Source organism: Streptomyces sp. PCS3-D2 (assembly GCF_000612545.2).
Lineage (GTDB): Bacteria > Actinomycetota > Actinomycetes > Streptomycetales > Streptomycetaceae > Streptomyces.
The window spans coordinates 599,174-617,398 of sequence record NZ_CP097800.1 but is presented as its reverse complement, the minus strand read 5'-3'; the positions used below and the strand labels follow the sequence as shown (position 1 = coordinate 617,398).

Annotated in this window: 16 protein-coding genes and 1 pseudogene; 11 read left to right on the top strand and 6 right to left on the bottom strand. The window is 70.3% G+C overall.

Annotated elements, in window-relative coordinates:
- The first annotated feature begins 364 nt into the window (after positions 1 to 364).
- Both AW27_RS02485 and AW27_RS02480 read left to right on the top strand, forming a co-directional pair.
- Positions 365 to 1,651 carry an extracellular solute-binding protein gene (locus AW27_RS02485; RefSeq protein ID WP_052030109.1) on the top strand — a complete coding sequence of 429 codons (1,287 nt, stop codon included), beginning with the start codon at positions 365 to 367 and terminating at the stop codon, positions 1,649 to 1,651.
- A 127-nt stretch (positions 1,652 to 1,778) separates the two neighbouring features.
- Positions 1,779 to 2,261 (top strand): hypothetical protein, encoded by a 483-nt coding sequence (locus AW27_RS02480; protein ID WP_037916927.1) that lies wholly within the window; start codon positions 1,779 to 1,781, stop codon positions 2,259 to 2,261.
- 174 nt (positions 2,262 to 2,435) lie between these two features.
- Here AW27_RS02480 and AW27_RS02475 read toward each other — a convergent pair whose 3' ends face one another.
- Positions 2,436 to 3,179 (bottom strand): class I SAM-dependent methyltransferase, encoded by a 744-nt coding sequence (locus AW27_RS02475; protein WP_037916930.1) that lies wholly within the window; start codon positions 3,177 to 3,179, stop codon positions 2,436 to 2,438.
- Positions 3,180 to 3,525: 346 nt separating this feature from the next.
- On the opposite strand from AW27_RS02475, the gene AW27_RS02470 reads away from it, so the two are divergent.
- The 5 genes from AW27_RS02470 to AW27_RS02450 all read left to right on the top strand — a co-directional run bounded on the left by AW27_RS02470 (position 3,526) and on the right by AW27_RS02450 (position 7,398).
- Complete coding sequence (locus AW27_RS02470; protein ID WP_157840176.1) at positions 3,526 to 3,696, top strand: transposase domain-containing protein; 171 nt, start codon at positions 3,526 to 3,528, stop codon at positions 3,694 to 3,696.
- A 125-nt stretch (positions 3,697 to 3,821) separates the two neighbouring features.
- On the top strand, positions 3,822 to 4,928 hold the full coding sequence (locus AW27_RS02465) for a tyrosine-type recombinase/integrase (RefSeq protein ID WP_236647475.1): 1,107 nt from the start codon (positions 3,822 to 3,824) through the stop codon (positions 4,926 to 4,928).
- The gene (locus AW27_RS02460; RefSeq protein WP_037916934.1) at positions 4,925 to 5,254 is read left to right on the top strand and encodes a helix-turn-helix domain-containing protein; all 330 of its coding nucleotides are present in this window, start codon (positions 4,925 to 4,927) and stop codon (positions 5,252 to 5,254) included. Before AW27_RS02465 ends, AW27_RS02460 begins: the two co-directional genes overlap by 4 nt.
- Before the next feature lie 16 nt (positions 5,255 to 5,270).
- Positions 5,271 to 6,845 carry a site-specific integrase gene (locus tag AW27_RS02455; protein ID WP_052030110.1) on the top strand — a complete coding sequence of 525 codons (1,575 nt, stop codon included), beginning with the start codon at positions 5,271 to 5,273 and terminating at the stop codon, positions 6,843 to 6,845.
- 43 nt (positions 6,846 to 6,888) lie between these two features.
- Entirely contained in the window at positions 6,889 to 7,398 is a 510-nt protein-coding gene (locus AW27_RS02450; RefSeq protein ID WP_052030111.1) for a hypothetical protein, read from the top strand.
- Between the two features lie 267 nt (positions 7,399 to 7,665).
- Here the strand turns inward: AW27_RS02450 and AW27_RS02445 are convergent, their stop codons facing one another.
- On the bottom strand, positions 7,666 to 7,992 hold the full coding sequence (locus AW27_RS02445; RefSeq protein WP_236647518.1) for a recombinase family protein: 327 nt from the start codon (positions 7,990 to 7,992) through the stop codon (positions 7,666 to 7,668).
- Between the two features lie 60 nt (positions 7,993 to 8,052).
- Positions 8,053 to 8,763, bottom strand: a complete 711-nt coding sequence (locus AW27_RS02440; RefSeq protein ID WP_037916937.1) for a response regulator — start codon at positions 8,761 to 8,763, stop codon at positions 8,053 to 8,055.
- A gap of 248 nt (positions 8,764 to 9,011) precedes the next feature.
- Between AW27_RS02440 and AW27_RS02435 the strand changes: the two genes are divergently transcribed.
- The 4 genes and pseudogenes from AW27_RS02435 to AW27_RS02420 all read left to right on the top strand — a co-directional run.
- Positions 9,012 to 9,977, top strand: a complete 966-nt coding sequence (locus AW27_RS02435; protein ID WP_037916940.1) for an ABC transporter ATP-binding protein — start codon at positions 9,012 to 9,014, stop codon at positions 9,975 to 9,977.
- The gene (locus AW27_RS02430) at positions 9,974 to 10,780 is read left to right on the top strand and encodes an ABC transporter permease (RefSeq protein ID WP_037916944.1); all 807 of its coding nucleotides are present in this window, start codon (positions 9,974 to 9,976) and stop codon (positions 10,778 to 10,780) included. The genes AW27_RS02435 and AW27_RS02430 overlap by 4 nt, the downstream gene beginning before the upstream one ends.
- Before the next feature lie 121 nt (positions 10,781 to 10,901).
- Positions 10,902 to 12,602 carry a sensor histidine kinase gene (locus tag AW27_RS02425; protein WP_052030112.1) on the top strand — a complete coding sequence of 567 codons (1,701 nt, stop codon included), beginning with the start codon at positions 10,902 to 10,904 and terminating at the stop codon, positions 12,600 to 12,602.
- 23 nt (positions 12,603 to 12,625) lie between these two features.
- Positions 12,626 to 13,063, top strand: a pseudogene (locus AW27_RS02420) (GNAT family N-acetyltransferase); the annotation flags it as partial.
- Positions 13,064 to 13,301: 238 nt separating this feature from the next.
- On the opposite strand, the gene xdhC reads toward AW27_RS02420, so the two are convergent.
- From xdhC to AW27_RS02405, 3 genes are read right to left on the bottom strand one after another with little or no spacing between them, the layout of a single operon-like run.
- On the bottom strand, positions 13,302 to 14,114 hold the full coding sequence (gene xdhC, locus AW27_RS02415) for a xanthine dehydrogenase accessory protein XdhC (protein ID WP_106967509.1): 813 nt from the start codon (positions 14,112 to 14,114) through the stop codon (positions 13,302 to 13,304).
- A gap of 1 nt (position 14,115) precedes the next feature.
- Entirely contained in the window at positions 14,116 to 16,515 is a 2,400-nt protein-coding gene (xdhB, locus tag AW27_RS02410) for a xanthine dehydrogenase molybdopterin binding subunit (protein ID WP_037916950.1), read from the bottom strand.
- Positions 16,512 to 17,975 (bottom strand): xanthine dehydrogenase small subunit, encoded by a 1,464-nt coding sequence (locus AW27_RS02405; protein WP_037916954.1) that lies wholly within the window; start codon positions 17,973 to 17,975, stop codon positions 16,512 to 16,514. The genes xdhB and AW27_RS02405 overlap by 4 nt, the downstream gene beginning before the upstream one ends.
- Positions 17,976 to 18,225: the final 250 nt, after the last annotated feature.

Genomic DNA, 18,225 nt, shown 5'->3' with positions numbered 1-18,225 from the left:
CCACCCGCCCGACGCGCATCAGGAGAGCCCCGGGCCGCGGCATGCCCTCGGAGAAGGCCGTCGGGCACCGTGAACACCGGGCCTCGCCCGGACGAGCCGCCGCCCCGGACCGGTCCGTTGGCCGTGCCGTCGAACAGGCCCGGTCGCCCCCGGTCGGCTCTACGCGCGTCCGTACGGCCGGGTTCTCGTGGGAACAGACGACTCGGCACGTCTGTGACTGGATCATCGGCCACACCTGCCGTCAGGGCGGAATCAATCACTCCCATCCCGGGAGATGATTCCGGCCACCGGGCCGCAGGGCATCCCTCCGCAAGGGTGTGCGCCGTGCGCGGCGACATCCAAGTGACACCAGGGGAATACGCTCGTGCGACGAAAGATCTTCGGGCCGGCCGCCACCGCGGTCGTACTCGGCCTCCTGCCGCAACTCTCCGGATGCGGTGCCGCGGACGGCGGGGCAGCCGGCGGCGGCACGCTCCGCCTGGTGGCCGCCGAGTACGGCGACACCCCGGCGACCAGCTCCAAGGCCTATTGGGACAAGGTGACCGGCGCGTTCTCCGACGCCCACCCCGGCCTCAGGGTCGAGGTCCAGCTGCTGCCCTGGGCCGACATCGACCGCGAGGTGTCCCGCATGGTCAAGGCCGGCAAGGCGCCGGACGTGGCGCTCATGGGCTCCTACTCGGACTTCGCCGCGCAGGGGAAGCTCTACTCCGCCGAGGAACTCCTTTCGGTCGGAGCCGAGGCGAACTTCCTGCCGCCCCTCGCCGAGGCGGGGACCTTCGACAACCGCCTGTACGGCCTGCCCTTCGTGGCGAGCAGCCGCCTCCTCTTCTACAACGAGGCGCTGTTCGCCAAGGCCGGCGTCAAGGGGGCCCCCAAGACCTGGTCCGACCTCAAGGCCGCCGCCAAGGCGCTCAAGGAGAAGGGGGTGACGTACCCGTACGCCCTGCCGCTGGGGCCCGAGGAGGCCCACGCCGAGGCGCTGATCTGGGAGCTCAGCAACGGCGGCGGCTACGCCGACAGCAGCGGCAACTACAGCCTGGCCTCCGACAAGAACGTCGAGACCTGGCAGTGGGTCCGGGACAACCTGGTCGCTCCCGGCCTCGTCGGGCCCACGGCCCCGTCCGAGATGAACCGCGCCGACGCGTTCGCGGCCTTCCTGCGGGGCGAGGTCGGCATGCTCAACGGCTATCCGTCACTCGCCCACGAGGCGGCCGCGAAGGGCATCCGTGTCGGCACCGTCGCCATGCCGGTCTCCGACGCGCTGCGCAGCGAGGAGGCCCCGCCGACGGTGGGCGTCGCGGACTGGATGGTGGCGTTCAAACAGAACGACAAGCGGGCGGAGATCGGCAGCTTCCTGGAGTTCGTCTACCAGGACAAGAACCTGTCGGACTTCGTGGGTCGCTACCACCTGCTGCCGGCCACCGTCTCCGCCGCCCGCACCCCGGCCGGCGGCGGCCTCAGCGCGACGGACGAGGACTTCCTGAGCGCGCTGCGCACGGCCCGCCTCTACCCGGTGGACGACCCGTCGTGGGTGGCGGTCAGCGACACCATCAAGCGCAACATCGGCCGTGTCGTCGCCCCGGACGCCGACCCGAAGGCGGTCTTGGAGGACCTGGCCGACAAGGCCGAGGCCGCCGCCGAGGGGGACTGACCGGGGCAGAAACGACGGCGGACGCAGGGAGGGGCTTGACGGCCGCCCCCGAACATATGACACTCGAAGTGCAAGTTGTTTTGCGTTGTTCATCAAGATATGTGATCTGTGTAAGGAAAGGCGAGACATGTCCGTCTACAGCGCCCGAGCGTGTGCCGGGCACAGCCCTGTCCGCGAACGGCGCACGACGGCCGGGTCCGTACGCGCATTGATCGCCTACGCCGCCGCGGGCGCGGCCATGGGCGTGGTGTGGGCCTTCGGCGGGGACACCCCCGCGTGGGAGCACGCGCTGCGCGTCCTCGTGCTGGTGCTCTGCGTCAGCGTCGTCGGCCGTCTCGTCGGCCGCCGCCTCGCCCGCAGCGGCAGGGCGCAGCTCGACCGGCGCCTCTTCCTCGGCCTGGCGGCGGCGAAGGTCCTCCTGGTGGCGGTGGCACTGGTCGTCGACCAGGTGGTCGGCCTGTGGTTCTCCGACCCGGCGCTGATCACCGCCGGGATCCTGTTCGCCGCGGTGACCCTTGGCGGTCCCGTCCTGCACGCCCGACTGTCGCGCGGCGGCGGCGGCGAGGCCCGGGAGGTCCGGGAGGTCCGAAAGGAGCCGGCCACGGTGTGAAGGCCGGCCGTCGAGGCCGTGCCGGTGACGGCGTGGGGTCGGCGGCGCCCGGACGCCGCCGACCCCACGGCCGTCCGCACGGTCGCCGCGCGATGCGCGGACTGAACCGGCGGCGCGGCGACGTGGCGGCACGGCCCCGTCCCCCCGCGGCGGGGCCGCGCCGCCACGTCGCCGTCAGGCCCGGCAGTGCAGCATCTCCAGCGGCGGGTTGGCGTGGTGGTCCGCCCAGAACTCCGCGCCGAAGGCGCGCTCACCGGCCGCCGACACCGCCATCGGCACCCAGGCCGGCTCGCTGAATCCGGCCGCCTGCAGGCACTTCTCGTACACCTCGCGGCGCGGGCGGTTGGCGATGAAGGAGACCGGCGGGTCGAGCAGCGCCGTGGTCCGCACCTGCGGCCCGGTCTCCACCTCCACACCCGTGAGCTCGCTGCGGAAACCGTAGGGCTCCGGGCTGGGCCCGTCGAAGCGGAAGTCGGGCGACTGGTTGAGCAGGAAGAGCTCGCCGCCGGGCTTCAATGCGCGGTGCAGTGCGCGGCACATGCGCTCCGTGGTGGCCATGTCCGGCGCGTAGTTGAGCAGCTGGACGGCCAGGGCGACATCGAAGGGCCTTGCGACGGGCGGTAGTTCGGCCACGTCGCCGACCTGGTAGCGCACACCGAGCGGATCGGCGTCCTCCAACTGCCGTGCCACGGCGATCATCTCACCGGAGATGTCGACACCGAGCACCTCTGAGGCGCCGCGCCGCTTCAACTCCCGGCTGTAGAAGCCGGTTCCGCAGGCCAGGTCGATGACCGACTTTCCGGAGACTTCACCGACCAGACCCAGGAAGCTGGGTATCACCACGTACTGTTCCAGGGGCAGGGCCTTGAACCCCTCGTAGGCCTCGCCGATTTCGTCGTACTGCTGCTGTGCGCTCATGGTGGTGTCCTCCCCGTTGCGACATTCCACGGCCGCCCCCCATGCCGGGTGCGCGCTGCCGCGGCCCGTGTGGGGAAGTCTCTACGGACCCGGGCCCGCCTCCGTACTGGCAGAAGCCACAAAGATCCCGACCGTGTCCCGGCGTCGCGTACGGCAGGGGTCGGAGCCGACACCGCCACCCGGCGCGCGGCCCGGCCCCCGGGCCGCACACCGCAGGCACACCGGCGGCGGTCACCGGAGGACGCGACCCGGGTCCGGGGCCAAGGGCCGCCTCCGCCCCATGCAGTTGCTTGTGGGGCGCGGAGGATGCTGCCCCGGGTGTGACGGGGGCAGGGCAGGGCAGCGGGTGCGCATCGGGATTCTGACGAAGGTGTTCACCATCGAGCTGGTCGACGCGGCGATAGCCAAGCACAGCCGGGCCGAGCAGCGGCGTCGCCTCCTACCTGCGCGACTGGTCTGCGGCTCCGCGCCCTGGACGGCACCCAGTTCGATCTCCCTGATGTGCGACATCCCATGAGTTCCTCTGAGCCCTGTTGAGTCCTTGCCCCCGTGGCCAGGGTGTTCTGTCTCCTTGGGGTGTTCTTCGAGCTGGTGACGTAACTTCGGGATTCTTGAAGCGTTCTCACTTCGTCCGATCGATCTGTGCTCGGGGTGAAGGCGAGGAGGCTCGGGTTGGGGCTGGCGGCCGTACGCGATCTGCGCGAGTTCCGCGATCCGGTCTCGGCGGAGGAGCTGGAGCAGTTCGAGACCGACGTGCTCGCCGGGTTCGTCTTGGCGCGGGCTTCGGCGGGTCTTGCGGACGGCACCATCCGCGGGGATGTCGGGCACCTGGACCAGATGCGGGCATGGTTCGGTCGGCCGCTGTGGGATATGGATCCGGCCGACGCCGACGGGTACTTCGGGAAGGTGCTGCGGGGCTCGCCGAGCGGCACCCGGCTGGCTCGCGCGCAGGCGCTGACCACCTACTTCTTGTTCTTGGAGCTGCGGCACAAGGTCGAGATCCATCGGATGACCGGTCGGGTCGTCGAGTGCCCGATCGACGAGATGAACCGGCCGCGGGGATCCAAGGACGCGGCTTTGCGGATCCCGCCGACCGAGCCGGAGATCAAGACGTTGTTCACCGGCTGGGGCGGCGAGCTGGCGACCTGTCGCAAGTTCGCGCCGACCGCGCGGAACTACACCGCATCGAAGCTGATGTCGCAGGTCGGACTCAGGGTGAGCGAGGCATGCAAGCTCGACCTGGCCGACATCAAGTGGGAGCTGGGCCGCTTCGGCAAGCTCCATGTGCGCCACGGCAAGGGCTCCCGTGGCTCGGGCCCGCGTGAGCGGATGGTGCCGCTGATCAACGGTGCCGACCGCACGCTGCGGTGGTTCATCGAGGACGTGTGGGGCCAGTTCGACGACGACCACACCCGGCCCGGGGCCCCGCTGTTCCCGTCCGAGCGCAAGAACACCGACGGTTCCTCGCGCCGCGTCGGCGACGACGCGTTGCGCAACGGTCTGGCCGCCGCGGCGGAAGCTCATCTGCCTCGCTGGGCCGACACGCTGACGCCGCACGTTCTGCGGCACTTCTGCGCGTCCGAGCTTTACCTCGGAGGGCTTGATCTGCTCGGGATCCAAGAGGTCCTCGGACACTCCTGGATCGCCACCACGATGCGGTACATCCACGTCCAGCAGACCCGGGTCGAGGACGCTTGGGTGGCCGGGCAGCAGCGGGCCGCGAAGCGGCTGGAAGGACTGATGGGATGAAGTGGAACCTGCGGCTGACCGCCGCGAACAAGGGGATCTGGAAGGCGTCCGAGCTCCAGCGGAGCCTGGCCGAGCACGGCTTGGTGATCTCGGCCGGGAAGATGTCCGGTCTGTGGTCCGGCCAGCCGGTCTCGCTCAAGCTGGAGGACCTGGACGTGATCTGTGTCGTGCTCGGCTGCGAGATCGGCGATCTGCTGATTCCCGAGCCCGGGAAGGTCAGCCGCCCAGGTCAGCAGGCTGGAGTCCAGGAGGCCACGACCGGCTTGATGGTGGCTCCGGCCGTCGTGCCCAAGCGCCGCGACGGCCGTTCTCTGCCGCCGATGTGACCTGGTCACCATCACCATGGGGAAGATCAGCGAGAACAAGCCGGCAGCTTCCTGCTCGGGCTGTTTCGCCTGGGGGCAGCTGCCCGGCCGGTTCTGCCGCGGCTGCTATACCTACGGCCAGCTGCACGCCGTCGGCGAGTGCATCGGCTGCCGGCGGCAGGTCCCGGTCGATGACAAGCACGGCTACTGCCGCCTCTGCCGGGCTCAGGCGACCTGGGCGATCAAGGCCAGCGGCAGGGCTTCGGTGATCGAGCCGTACCTGCGGCGGGTGACCTGCCAGCAGCTGTTCTTCGCGAACCTCCAGCGGCCCAAGAACGGCGGTCCGCGGGTCGGCAAGGCCGGGCGTCGCATGCTGAAGCCGCCCCCAGTTCCCGAACCACACTGCGTGATCACCACGTCGACGCAACTGACGCTGTTCACTGCCACTCGGGACTTCCGCCGGTTCGACCGGGAACTCCATGCCGACCTGGCCAACCCCTGGCTGGTCCGGGCCCGGCAGGCCGCTCGGGCGCTGGGAGAGTCCCGCGGCTGGAGCCGCTGGATCGCCAGCGACGTGAACCGAGCCCTGGTCATCGTGATGTCCGGCTTCCGCGACGGCGAGTCGATCCGGTACTCCGAGCTCTTCCCGGCCCTGCGAGTCCGTGGGCTTCCGGTCGTGCGGACTGCCGAAGTCCTCGACCGTCTCGGCCTGTTCGCCGACGACCGGGCCCCAGCCGTCGACCAGTGGCTGGAACGGAAACTCGACGGGATGCCCCCGGGCATTCATCGCGCCGTCGAAGCCTGGGTTCGCACTCTCCTCGACGGTGGCCCCCGGTCTGAGCCCCGCTCCCGGCATACCGCATGGGCCTACCTGGGGGAAATCCAGCCGGTGCTGCTGGAGTGGTCCAGCCGCTACGACCACCTGCGAGAGGTCACCCGGGAGGACATCATCTCGGCCCGGGACGCTGTCACCGGCAAACAGCGTGAAAGCCGGATCGTCGCCCTGCGGTCACTGTTCCGGCACGCGAAGAAGAACGGCCAGATCTTCCGCAACCCCACGATCCGCATCCGTGTCCCCCGGCAGACCGGCGGCGTCCTCCAAGCCCTCGTCCAGGCGGACATCGACGAGGCCATCGCCACCGCCACCACCCCGGACCTCCGGCTCATCGTCGCCCTGGCCGCCATCCACGCGGCACGGCCGAAGATGATCCGCACCATGCAGCTGGAAGACATCGACCTGGGCAACCGACGCATCACCGTCGGCGGCCACGTCCGCCCGCTCGACGACCTCACCCGCCGTGCTGTCCTGGACTGGCTCGACCACCGCCGCAGCCGCTGGCCGAACACGGCCAACCCCCACCTGCTGATCACCCAGAAGACCGCCGTCGAACTCGGCCCGGCCGGCAAGCTCTGGACCACCCGGGCCACCCGCAACCTCACCGCCACCCTGGAGCGGCTGCGCGTTGACCGTCAGCTCGAAGAGGCCCTCACCCACGGCGCCGACCCCCTCCACCTCGCGCTCGTTTTCGGCATCGACGAGAAGACCGCCATTCGCTACGCGGACTCAGCACGCGTGCTTCTGGGAGAATCTGCCGAGCAGGCATCGCAGTGAAACCCGCTCGACCTGCTTAACCCCATGACGAGATCATGGCCCCATGCCGTCGACCGAATCAGCCGCCCGCGAGCTTCAGGACCGCGCCGTTCTCTGGAGCATGGGCGAGATCCGCGCAACCGACGTCGTCACCGCTGCCTGTGATGCACTCGTTGCTGGCCTCGACACTCCTGCCCTGAGGATCTTGGCCGCTTGCACACGCGCCGAGGCGGACTACGACGTCCCCGACCTCCTTCCCCCGGCTCTCGACGAACTGGGCCTGACCTTCTACGAGGTTGGCAGTGTTGCCGGACAGGAAGCCGCCGCACGAGCACTCGCCGCCCGGATGCTGGCCGGCGAGCTGACACCACGGGAGCTGGCCTTCCGGGTCCACCAGCGCTTCGGGCACGAACTGGCCCTGGCCGAACGACTCGCCGAGCTGGACGACGAGTACGACATCCTCGAATACGGCGACAGAACACCAGCACAGGTCGATGCCGATGTCACGGCCGAAGCTCTTCGGCTCGCACAGCGTCCTCGTGTTCCAACCGAACCCACGGATGCACCGACCTGAAGCACACCGGTGGACCCGTGGGTTCAGGCTGAAGGACCTTCGGTTTCCTTGAACCCACGGGGATCTGTGCCCTGTCCTCCCAAAGGTCCGGCGAAGTGACCAGTAGCTCAGAGCGACCGGTCGGCGCCTTCGGCATGGAGGGCAGCGAAGTCGGCGTGGGCCGCTCCGACGGCTTCGGGGTACGCCTGGCGCTTCTCGTGCTCGGCGAGCGCCCGGTAGATGCTGGCCAGGCCGGGGTTCTGTCCCTTGCGCTTGCCAGTGGGGTGATCAGGTCGGGCCGGATCTTCTCGACGGACTCGCCCGCCGCGCGGCGCCGCAGCACGGTGTGCAGCATGTCGTCGGTGATGACGGGGGCCGGCCGCCGTGCTTGCCCTTGCGGGAGGCGGCGTCGAGCCCTTCGAGGGTGGCTTCACGGATGCTCTCCCGCTCGGTCTCGGCCATCGCGGCGAAGAACCCGAACAGCATCCGGCCGCGGGCCGGACGGGTCGTATGCCGGGCAGCGGGCCGGCCAGCATCTCCAAGACCAGGCCCGTGGGCGGTCAGGTGGTCGGCCAGCGCAGTGAGTTCGGCTGCGTCGCGGCCGAGCCGCTTCATCTCGTACACGGCGCCTGTGCGCCGTCGTCGACAGGGTCAACGTTGCTTGATGGGACACGATCACTCTGTACCTGGGTTGCCGGCCCCAGGCCAGCGGGGGCCCGACGGGACCAGGCCTGCCTCGTACGCGGAGATGGCCGCCTCCACCCGGTTGCGTGCGCCCAGCTTCGCGAATACCGCGCTGACGTGTGCCTTCACCGTGCCCTCGACGAGGTGCAGCCGACTCGCGATCTCCGCGTTGGACAGTCCCGTCCCGAGTCCGGCGAGCACCTCGCGCTCCCGTTCGGTGAGCCGCTCCAGTGAGCGGTGAGGGTGCGCCGCCCGGTGGGCGCGCAGCCCGGCGATGACCCGGCCAGCGACCCGCGGGGACAGGTAGGCCCCGCCGGCTCCCACCGCCCTTACCCCGTTGAGGAGTTCTCTCGGGTCGTCCGCCTTCAGCAGGAAGCCGTCGGCGCCCTCTTCCAGGGCACGGGTGACGTACTCGTCCTGGCCGAAGGTCGTCAGCATGATCACACCGATCGCTGTCGACTCCCGGTGGAGCCGCGCCGCTGCCGTCAGCCCGTCCAGGCCAGGCATCTGGATGTCCAGCAAGACCACGTCCGGCCGGTGCAGGCGGCTGAGCGCGAGGGCCTCGTGCCCGTCGCTTGCCTCGGCGACCACCTCAACGTGCTCGTCCCGGGCGAGGATGGCCAGCACCCCCGCCCGGACCATCGCCTCGTCGTCGGCCACCAGGACCCGGACCGGCCGACTGCCCGGTGTTGTCTTTTCCACGCGGCGAGCCTACGGCCGACGCACAGCCGTGCGAAGGGCGGGCTCCACAGATTCAGTCCCGAGTCCGGGCACACCCCTGACGAACGGCAGGACGCTGCTGTCGTTCGACCCATGGGCGCCGGCGCCGCGGGCTTCTAGCGTCGCTCTCGTACAGGAAGCGCGGTGGCCGCCCAGGGCTGCGCACCATGCGTCGGTCGGTGCGCGCCGCCGTCGGCTTCCGCGTTCGGCGACCGACACGAAGGAGTTTCGTGATCACCCTTCGAGGACTGACCAAGCGTTACGGCGAGACCATCGCCGTGGACGGTCTGAGTCTTGACATCAAGAGTGGGCAAGTGACCGGCTTTCTGGGGCCCAACGGTGCCGGAAAGTCGACCACGATGCGCATGATTCTCGGCCTTGACCATCCGTCCGGGGGTGAGGCGCTCATCGATGGCAAGCCGTACTCCTCGATGCGCCACCCGATCCGCGAGGTCGGCGCGCTTCTGGACGCCAAGGCGCTGCACCCGGCCCGTTCCGCACGCAGCCACCTGGTGGCGCAGGCGCGTAGCAACGGCATTCCGCTGCGCCGGGTGGATGAGGTGCTGGAGACGGTCGGCCTGGCGAAGGTTGCGCGGCGCTCCGCTGGGGCGTTCTCCCTCGGTATGTACCAGCGGCTGGGCGTGGCGGGCGCGCTGCTCGGCGATCCACAGGTACTCGTCTTCGACGAGCCGGTCAACGGCCTCGACCCCGACGGTGTCCGCTGGGTGCGTGAACTCGTGCGGTCCCTGGCCGCAGAGGGCCGGACGGTCTTCCTGTCCAGTCACCTGATGAGTGAGATGCAGCTGACCGCCGACCAGCTGGTCATTATCGGACGGGGCAAGCTTCTGGCCGACACGCCGATGGCCAACCTGTTGGCCAGCAGCTCGCTGTCGTCGGTGCGGATGCGCACCCCGGACGTGGCACACCTGCGCACGCTGATCGACCATCTCCGGAAGGACGGCGACGTGAACGTGGAGTCGCCCGCGGCCGACGAGCTTGTGGTGAAGGGCCGTAGTGTCGAGCAGATAGGCGACTTGGCCTACCGGCTGGGGCTGCGGCTGCACGAACTGCGGACCGTCTCCGCTTCGCTGGAACAGGTCTATATGGAACTGACCGCGCAGAGCGTGGAGTACGCAACGGGCGCCCCTGTGTTCGGTGGCACGAATTCCAAGGGGACGCGGGGAGAGGGAGCATGAGCGCCATGTCGGCTGACGTGAGCGACGGCCGCCGTGGGCGCATGGTCTCCGGCCACACCGGTGGCGGATTCGTTGGCGCGTTCACCTCGGAGTGGACCAAACTGTGGACCATCCGCACGCCGTACGTCTGCCTGCTGGTTGGCCTGATCGTGACTGCGATCTTCACCTTTTACTACGGGTCGATCGCTCGGATCAACGACAAGCCGATCCAGCCGGTCGGCAACGCCTCGGTGTCCTCGGTCATCCTCACCCAGTTCGCCCTGGTGATTCTTGCGATGACGATGGTGACGAGCGAGTACTCCACGAGCAGCGTGCGCACCTCGCTGCTGTGGGTGCCGGTCAGGCCCCGCGTGCAGCTGGCCAAGGCGCTCCTGAGCGCCTTGGTGGGCTTCGTCACCGCAGTGGGATGGGCTGTGCTGGGCATCGCCCTGGCCTGGGGGCCCTTCCAGGGTCACGCCAGCTTCGCGCTGTCAAAGGTGGTGTACCAAACCGTTGCCATGGGCGTCTATTCCGCCCTCGTCTGTGTGATGACGGTGGGGGTGTCGTTCGCCTTGCGGACGGCGGCGGGCTCCGTGGCCATGATTTTCTTCGTGGTCTCCGCGCTGCCCAGCATGCTGGTCGGACTGGGGGGCCCGGTGCTGCTGGCCATCAACAAGTACATGCCGCAAACCGTGGGTGGTTATTTCATGCTGGGTGATGGCAAAGCCCCGTTCCCGGATGTCGTGAGCTTGCTGATCCTGCTGGTGTGGGCAGTCATCGCGCAGGGGGCTGGTCTCTTCGTGCTGCGACGGCGTGACGCCTGAACAGCGGCGCAACCGGCCGAACGCCCTCGCCGTGTACCCCGCCGCGTCGGGCGTCCGGGTTCGTCCCACAGAATCGCCCCTGACCGGTGAGGACATCCAGCGGAAGGACGGCCGACGGGCCATGCTGCACACGCGTATCACCTCAGCCAGGCCCGTGTTCGGCGACGTGGCTCTGTGGGGTGTGCTCGCAGCCGCCACCGGCTTCGGGTTCTGGGACGCGGGTTCGGCCTCCCTGGTTCTGGATCTGTTCCTCCCCTTGGCCGTGCTGGTGGTGGCGGTGCCGTGGTCCCGCCGCCAGCCGGCGGCCGCCGTCGTGTTGGTCAACGGGCTGTGCGTGTTGGGCCTGTCCGACTCCGCGACTCCCGGCAATGCCCACGTCCTGTCGTTGGTCGCCGTGAGCTGTCTGCTGGGTGCCCGGGTCGCCGCGGCATGGCGCCCGCTCCTGGTGCTCGCCGGGTGCGCAGCGGTCGATCTCGCGACATGCGCGGTGCTGCGAACGCCTCCCGCATGGTGGCTCTACGCGATGACCGTGCTCCCCGCAGCCCTTTTGCTGCCCTGGCTGGTTGGACGGCATTGGCGTGGCCGGCGGGATCTCGTGAGGGAGGGCTGGCGGCTGGCCCGGAGCCTGGAAGAGCGCCAGCATCTGGTTGCGGAGCGGGCGCGGCTGACAGAGCGCGCGGATATCGCGGCCGACATGCACGATTCCCTCGGCCACGCCCTGAGCCTGGTCGCCCTGCGGGCCGGGGCCCTGGAACTCTCGCCCGACCTCACCGACCGCGACCGCGCCGACCTCGCCGAGCTGCGCAGGACGATCGCGGATGCGGTGGAGCAACTGCGGGAGACCGTCGCCGTCCTGCACGACCCGCCCGGCACGGACAAGGATGCGGTGCTGCCCGTCAATGGCACCGTCGAGGATCTCCTCTCACGGGCGGCCGCTTCCGGGGTGCCAGTGCAATGGGAGCGGCGCGGGGCGGTGCCCGAGATGTCCCCTCTCGTCGAACGCGGGATGCACCGGGTGGTGCAGGAGGCCCTCACCAACGCGGTGAAACATGCGCCGGACTGTTCGATCAGGGTGCGGATCACCCATGAGCCCGACCGTACCGTCGTGAGCGTCGCGAACGCCGCTCCGTCGGCTGGCGGACCGTCACACGCACGTGAGAGCTCGGCAAGCGGCGTCGGCGGCCGGGGGCTGACGGGGCTTCGGGAGCGGGTGACGGTCCTCGGCGGCTCGATGCGCGCCGGGCCCGGCGAAGGCGGGTTCCACGTCACCGCTGTCCTCCCGCATCAGGCCACTGCCACCGCCCGGCGCTGGACGCCGGCGCCAGAACCAGGATCGGCGGATGGAACGCCGGTCGGGAACCGAGGGCCCGCGTCGACGTCCGAATCCGCTCCCCACCTGGACCCGGAGACAGACGCAGCACCGGGCACCGTCGTACCGGAGTCCGCCAAGCGGCTCGCCTCCGTACGGAGCGACGCCCGTCGCCGCTCCGCCGTCGCCCTCGTGGCACCTGTCGTCGCAGCCGTCTTCTTCGTACCATCCGCCTTCTACCTGGCCTGGCAACTGACCACGAGCGTGCTGCCGCCCTCCCGGTACGAGGAGTTGACCACCGGCCGGCCTCGCGTCGAACTCGCCGCTCTCCTGCCGGCCCGCGCCTATCCCTACCCGTCCGACCAGGCCCGTTCCGCATCCCGACCGCCCGGCACATATTGCGAGTTCTACCGTTCGGGCCGCGACCTGCTGGGCGAAGTGGACCTCTACCGGCTCTGCTGGTCCGGCAACACGCTCATGACGAAGGACATCGTGCCCGCACGCCGCCCCTGACCGCCCCGAACAGAGCGAGAACCATGAAGTACGTCATACGCCGGATCGCGGCGGAGGAGTGGCGCGAGCTGCGAGCGATACGACTTGAGTCCCTGCTGAACTCGCCGGACGCCTTCGGCGTCTGTCACGCCGACGCTGTCGCGCTCTCCGACCGCACGTGGCGGAAGCAGACAGAAAGGGCCGCGGCCGCGGCCGACGACGCACTGTTCGTGGCCATCGACGAGATCGGCTCCTGGGCCGGAACCGCCGGGGTCGCACCCCTGGACGGCATCCCCGACACCGCACACGTGCACGCCGTCTATGTCGCCCCGGCGCACCGCGGTCCGGCCGGTCCGGCGCGGGCGCTGATGGAAGCGGCAATCGACTTCGCACGCGAGTACACCGATTACACCTGGCTCACCCTGGGGGTACGCGAGGACAATCACCGCGCCATGGCCTTTTACCGACGCATCGGGTTCCACGACCTCGGGAAAACCATCCCCTACCCGCTGGACTCCACCAAGTTCGTGCGCGTTCTGGGCTGCCCCGACTTCCGTGTCTCCCGAGTAGCACATCGAGGTGGCGGACGGAGCGGTCCGTATCCACCTCGCTCGTCGTTGCCGTCGTCATCGTCGTCGGGGCCGACGGCATCCGGGTCGCGCAGCGGGCGCAGGCCGTCGACCGGCTGAGAGGCGGTGAAACTGTAGCGGCCCAGGACGTTCAGATGCCGCTGTCCTGTTCGAAGCTGCGGAGCAGGTCCGCCGCCACGCTCACCGCGATCGTGGCGGGCTCCTTGCCGCCGATGCCGGGGATCCCGATCGGGGTCTTGATCCGGTCGATGGCAGCCGGGGCGTGACCGCCCTCGGTGGCCAGGCGCTGCCGGAACCGCGCCCACTTCGCCGAGGAGCCGATCAGACCGATCGAGCCGAGGCCGGCGGTGCGCAGTGCGGCGTCGCACAGCGCGGCGTCCTCGGCGTGGTCGTGCGTCATGATCAGCACGTGCGCACCGGGCGGCAGCTCGGCGAGGACCTCCTCCGGGAGCAGCGGCGTGTGGTGCACCCGGATCTGCGCCACCGCGTCCGCGAGCACCCCGAGCCGCTCGCCGGACAGCATGTCCGGGCGGGTGTCGACCAGGTGCAGATCGAGGTCGTGGCGGGCCAGGATGCGCGCCAGCTCCAGCCCGACGTGCCCGACGCCGAAGACCGCCACCGCCTCGACCACCGGCAGCGGTTCGAGTAGCACCGTGACGGAGCCGCCGCAGCACTGCACCCCGTGCGGGCCGGTGACCTTGTCGTTGAGGGCGAACTCCAGGATCTCCGGCTCGGGACGGGCCGCACCGGTCAGCTCGCGTGCCCGGTCGATGGCGACGGCCTCGATGTTGCCGCCGCCGATCGACCCCCAGGTCTCGGTGCGTCCCACGACGAGCTTGGCACCGGCCCGGCGCGGGGCGTGGCCGCGCACCGCCGCGACGGTCACCAGCACGCCGGGCTCCCGGCGTGCCCGCAACCGCGCGACCGCGGCCACCCAGCACATGTCAGGCATCGCTCGGCGCACCCGCCCCGACGGCGAGCGGGCGGGCGTCGGCTGCCGGCCCGCCGTACGGTGTGCCGCCCCGGCGGGCCGACTCGACCGCCCAGTACACCGCCTCGGGCGTCGCCGGAGAGGCGAGTTCCACGCTGACCCCGGCGGGCCCGAAGGCCGCAGCGGCCTGCCGCAGTGCCTCCCGCACCGAGAAGGCCAGCATCAGCGGGGGTTCGCCCACCGCCTTCGACCCGTAGACCGCGCCCTCCTCCGTGGCGTTCTCCAGCAGCCTGACGTTGAACTCCTCGGGCATTTCCGAGAAGCTCGGCAGCTTGTAGGTGCTGGCCGCCCGGGTCAGCAGCCGCCCGCGGTGCGGACCGTCCCCGGCGTCCCATCGCAGGTCCTCCAGCGTCAGCCAGCCCGCGCCCTGTACGAAGCCGCCCTCGACCTGACCGACGTCGATCAGGGGGGAGAGGCTGTCGCCGACATCGTGGACGATGTCCACCCGCCGGATCCGGTAGGCGCCGGTGAACCCGTCCACCTCCACCTCGGCCGCGGCGGCGCCGTAGGAGAAGTACTTGAAGGGTGAGCCCCGGAACGCCTTGGCGTCCCAGTGCAGGCCCTCGGTTCGGTAGAAGCCTGCCGCCGACAGCTGGACGCGCTGGAAGTAGGCGGTGCGTACCAGGTCGTCCCAGTCCAGTTCCGCGTCGCCGCCCAGGACGCGCGCGACGCCGTCGACGATGCGCACGTCCGAGGCGTTCGCGCCCAGCCGGGTACCGGCGACCTGGAGCAGCCGCTCGCGGATCTGCTCGCAGGCGTTCTTCACCGCGGCGCCGTTGAGGTCCGCCCCGGCGCTGGCCGCGGTGGCGGAGGTGTTGGGCACCTTGTCCGTGCGGGTGGGGGCCAGCCGCACCTTGTGCAGCGGGATGCCCAGCGTGGTCGCCGCCACCTGCAGCATCTTGGTGTGCAGGCCCTGTCCCATCTCGGTGCCGCCGTGGTTGATCAGGACCGAGCCGTCCTTGTAGACCAGCACCAGCGCGCCGGCTTGATTGAAGGCGGTGAGGTTGAAGGAGATCCCGAACTTGATCCCGGTGACCGCGAGCGCCCGCTTGGTGTGCGGGTGAGCGGCGTTGAAGGCCGCGATCCCGGCCTGGCGTTCGGTGATCCGGGCGTCGCCCCGGACCTGGTGCCAGACGGTGGAGATCCGTTCGGGGTGCAGGACCCGCTGTCCGTATGGCGTCGCGTGGCCCGGCCGGTAGAAGTTGCGTTCGCGCAGTTCCATGGGGTCCAGGCCGAGCAGCGGCGCGCACCGGCCCATGATGTCCTCGATCACCAGCATGCCCTGCGGTCCGCCGAAGCCGCGGAAGGCGGTGTTGGAGACCTTGTTGGTCCTGGCGATACGGCCGGTGACCCGTGCGTTGGGGATCCAGTAGGTGTTGTCGATGTGGCACAGGGCGCGGGCCACGACCGGCTCCGACAGGTCCAGGCTCCAGCCGCCGTCCGCGGTCAGGGTCGCTTCCAGGGCCTGGATGCGGCCCTCGGTGTCGAAGCCGATCTTCCACGCGGCGTGGAAGCCGTGGCGCTTGCCGGACATGGTGAGGTCCTGGGTGCGGTTGAGCCGTACCCGGACCGGCCGGCCGGTGAGCCTGGCACCCAGCGCGGCGACGGCCGCGAACCCGTGGGGCTGCATCTCCTTGCCGCCGAAGCCGCCGCCCATGCGCAGGCACTGCACGGTCACCTCGTGGCTGTGCAGGCCGAGGACGTGCGCGACGATCTCCTGTGTCTCCGAGGGGTGCTGGGTGCTGCTCTGGACGAACATCTGCCCGTTCTCGTCGACGTGGGCCAGCGCCGCGTGCGTCTCGAGGTAGAAGTGCTCCTGGTCGGAGAACTGGAATTCGCCGGTGAACACGTGCGCGGAGTCGCCGAAGCCGGCGTCGACGTCTCCGGTCTCCATCACGGGCCGGGCGCCGTGGAAGCTCCCGGCCTCCATCGCCTCCCGCAACGTGATCACGGAGGGATGCTCGTCGAGGTCCACCTCGACGGCCGCCGCACCCAGCCGCGCCGCTTCCAGGCTCTCCGCGAGCACCCAGGCGACGGCGTGGCCGTGGAACATGACCGTGTCGGGGAACAGCGGTTCGTCATGCTTCATCCCGGCGTCGTTGACGCCGGGCACGTCCGCTCCGGTCAGTACGCGGACCACGCCGGGCACGGCGAGCGCGGGTCCGGTGCGCAGCGCGGTGATCGTGCCGTGGGCCCGCATCACCTGGACCGGATAGGCGTGCAGGACGTCCTTGGTGCGGTGGACCAGGTCGTCGGTGTAGAGAGCGGCGCCGGTGACGTGCAGACCGGCGCTCTCGTGCGGCAACGGAAGGCCGACGACGGGCCCCTCGGGGCGTTCGGACAGTTGGCTCATGACGACACCGCCTCGGTGGTTCGCGCGTACAGCTTCAGCAGGCTCTGCCCGAGCATCGCGGAGCGGTACCCGGCGCTGGCCCGGTGGTCGTCCATCGGCGTGCCCTCTTCCCGCAGCACCCGGGCCGCGGCCTCGACGGTCCCTGCCGTCCAGGGCTCGCCCTCCAGGGCGGCCTCGGTGGCGAGGGCGCGGAGGGGGGTGGCGGCCACACCGCCCAGGCCGATCCGTGCCGTGCGGACCATCCCGTCCTCGATGTCGAGGGCGAAGGCGACGGCCACGCTGGAGATGTCGTCGAAGCGCCGCTTCGCGATCTTGTGGAAGGCGGTGACGGGCGACAACGGCAGCGGGACGCGCACCGCACGGATCAGCTCACCGGGACGGCGCACGCTCTGCCGGTAGCCGGTGAAGTAGTCGCGGAGGGGGACCTCGCGCTCGCCGTCGGCGCCGGAGAGCACCAACGAGGCATCCAGCGCGAGGAGTACGGGCGGACTGTCGCCGATGGGGGATCCGGTACCCAGATTGCCGCCGAGGGTGGCGCTGTTGCGGATCAGGCGGGAGGCGAACTGCGGGAACAGCTCCGCCAGCAGCGGGACGCTGCCGTCGAGGCGGCGCTCGATCTCCGTGAGGGTCTGCGCGGCACCGATCTCGATGTGGTCGGATCCGACGTGCAGCGCGCGCAGCTCGGGCAGCCGGTCGACCGCGACCACGCATGTGGCCCGGCGGGAGAGGATGTTGACCTCGACACCCCAGTCGGTGCTGCCGGAGACGACCACCGCGTCCGGCCGTTCCCGCAGCATCCGCAGCGCGTCGGCCAAGGTCTCCGGCCGCAGGAACGTGCTGTCGCCCTGCGTGTAGGCGGTGGCCGCCGGCTCCGGCGGCGCCTGCTCGCGGCGCTGCGCCAGGGGGTCGTCCTCGGCGGGCATGCCGACGGCGAACGCGGCGTCGCGGATCGGGCGGTAGCCGGTGCAGCGGCACAGGTTGCCGCTCAGCGCGTGTAGATCGAAGCCGTTCGGGCCGTGCTCGGAGCCGGTGCCGTCGGTCGACCCGGCGTGCGCGCAGCGGCCGGGCCGGTAGTACTCGGAGGCCATGCTGCAGACGAACCCCGGTGTGCAGTAACCGCATTGGGAGCCACCGCGGACGGCCATCTCCTGCTGTACGGGGTGCAGTACGGCCGGGGCTCCGGACGTGTCGGCGGCGGCGAGGCCCTCGGAGGTGACGACCTCCTGGCCGTCGAGCGCCGCGACCGGGACCAGGCAGGCGTTGACCGCCACCCAGTCGGTGGGCTTGTCCACCCCCGGACGGGCCACCAGGACGGAACAGGCGCCGCATTCGCCCTCGGCGCAGCCCTCCTTGGTACCGGTCAGGCCCCGCTCGCGGAGGAAGTCGAGCGCCGTGGTGTGGGGTGGGGCCGGTGAAATCGGGGTTTCTTTCCCGTTGACGGTGATGCGCGCCGCTACCATCGCGCGGCCTCATTCCGGCGCACGGTCGATCGGACTGTCCAAGTCGCCATGTCAGGTGCTTTCTCTTCCGTGGTCGCAGCCGGGCACACCGCGGTACCGCAGCGCGACGCGTCGGCACGCGACGGCGTGCCGTAAGGGGTGACATAGATGAGAAGACGCCGGGGCCGCAATCGGCACGCCGGCGAGGGGGCTGCTCAGCAGCCGTGTGCTACACGGCCCGGAGCCCAGGCGATCTGGTGTGCGAGGCGAA

Coding starts and splice junctions, on each gene's coding strand:
- AW27_RS02480 (WP_037916927.1), top strand. CDS start 1,779: ATGTCCGTCTACAGCGCCCGAGCGTGTGCCGGGCACAGCCCTGTCCGC.
- AW27_RS02475 (WP_037916930.1), bottom strand. CDS start 3,179: ATGAGCGCACAGCAGCAGTACGACGAAATCGGCGAGGCCTACGAGGGG.
- AW27_RS02460 (WP_037916934.1), top strand. CDS start 4,925: ATGAAGTGGAACCTGCGGCTGACCGCCGCGAACAAGGGGATCTGGAAG.
- AW27_RS02455 (WP_052030110.1), top strand. CDS start 5,271: ATGGGGAAGATCAGCGAGAACAAGCCGGCAGCTTCCTGCTCGGGCTGT.
- AW27_RS02450 (WP_052030111.1), top strand. CDS start 6,889: ATGCCGTCGACCGAATCAGCCGCCCGCGAGCTTCAGGACCGCGCCGTT.
- AW27_RS02445 (WP_236647518.1), bottom strand. CDS start 7,992: ATGAAGCGGCTCGGCCGCGACGCAGCCGAACTCACTGCGCTGGCCGAC.
- AW27_RS02430 (WP_037916944.1), top strand. CDS start 9,974: ATGAGCGCCATGTCGGCTGACGTGAGCGACGGCCGCCGTGGGCGCATG.
- AW27_RS02425 (WP_052030112.1), top strand. CDS start 10,902: ATGCTGCACACGCGTATCACCTCAGCCAGGCCCGTGTTCGGCGACGTG.
- xdhC (WP_106967509.1), bottom strand. CDS start 14,114: ATGTGCTGGGTGGCCGCGGTCGCGCGGTTGCGGGCACGCCGGGAGCCC.
- xdhB (WP_037916950.1), bottom strand. CDS start 16,515: ATGAGCCAACTGTCCGAACGCCCCGAGGGGCCCGTCGTCGGCCTTCCG.
- AW27_RS02405 (WP_037916954.1), bottom strand. CDS start 17,975: ATGGTAGCGGCGCGCATCACCGTCAACGGGAAAGAAACCCCGATTTCA.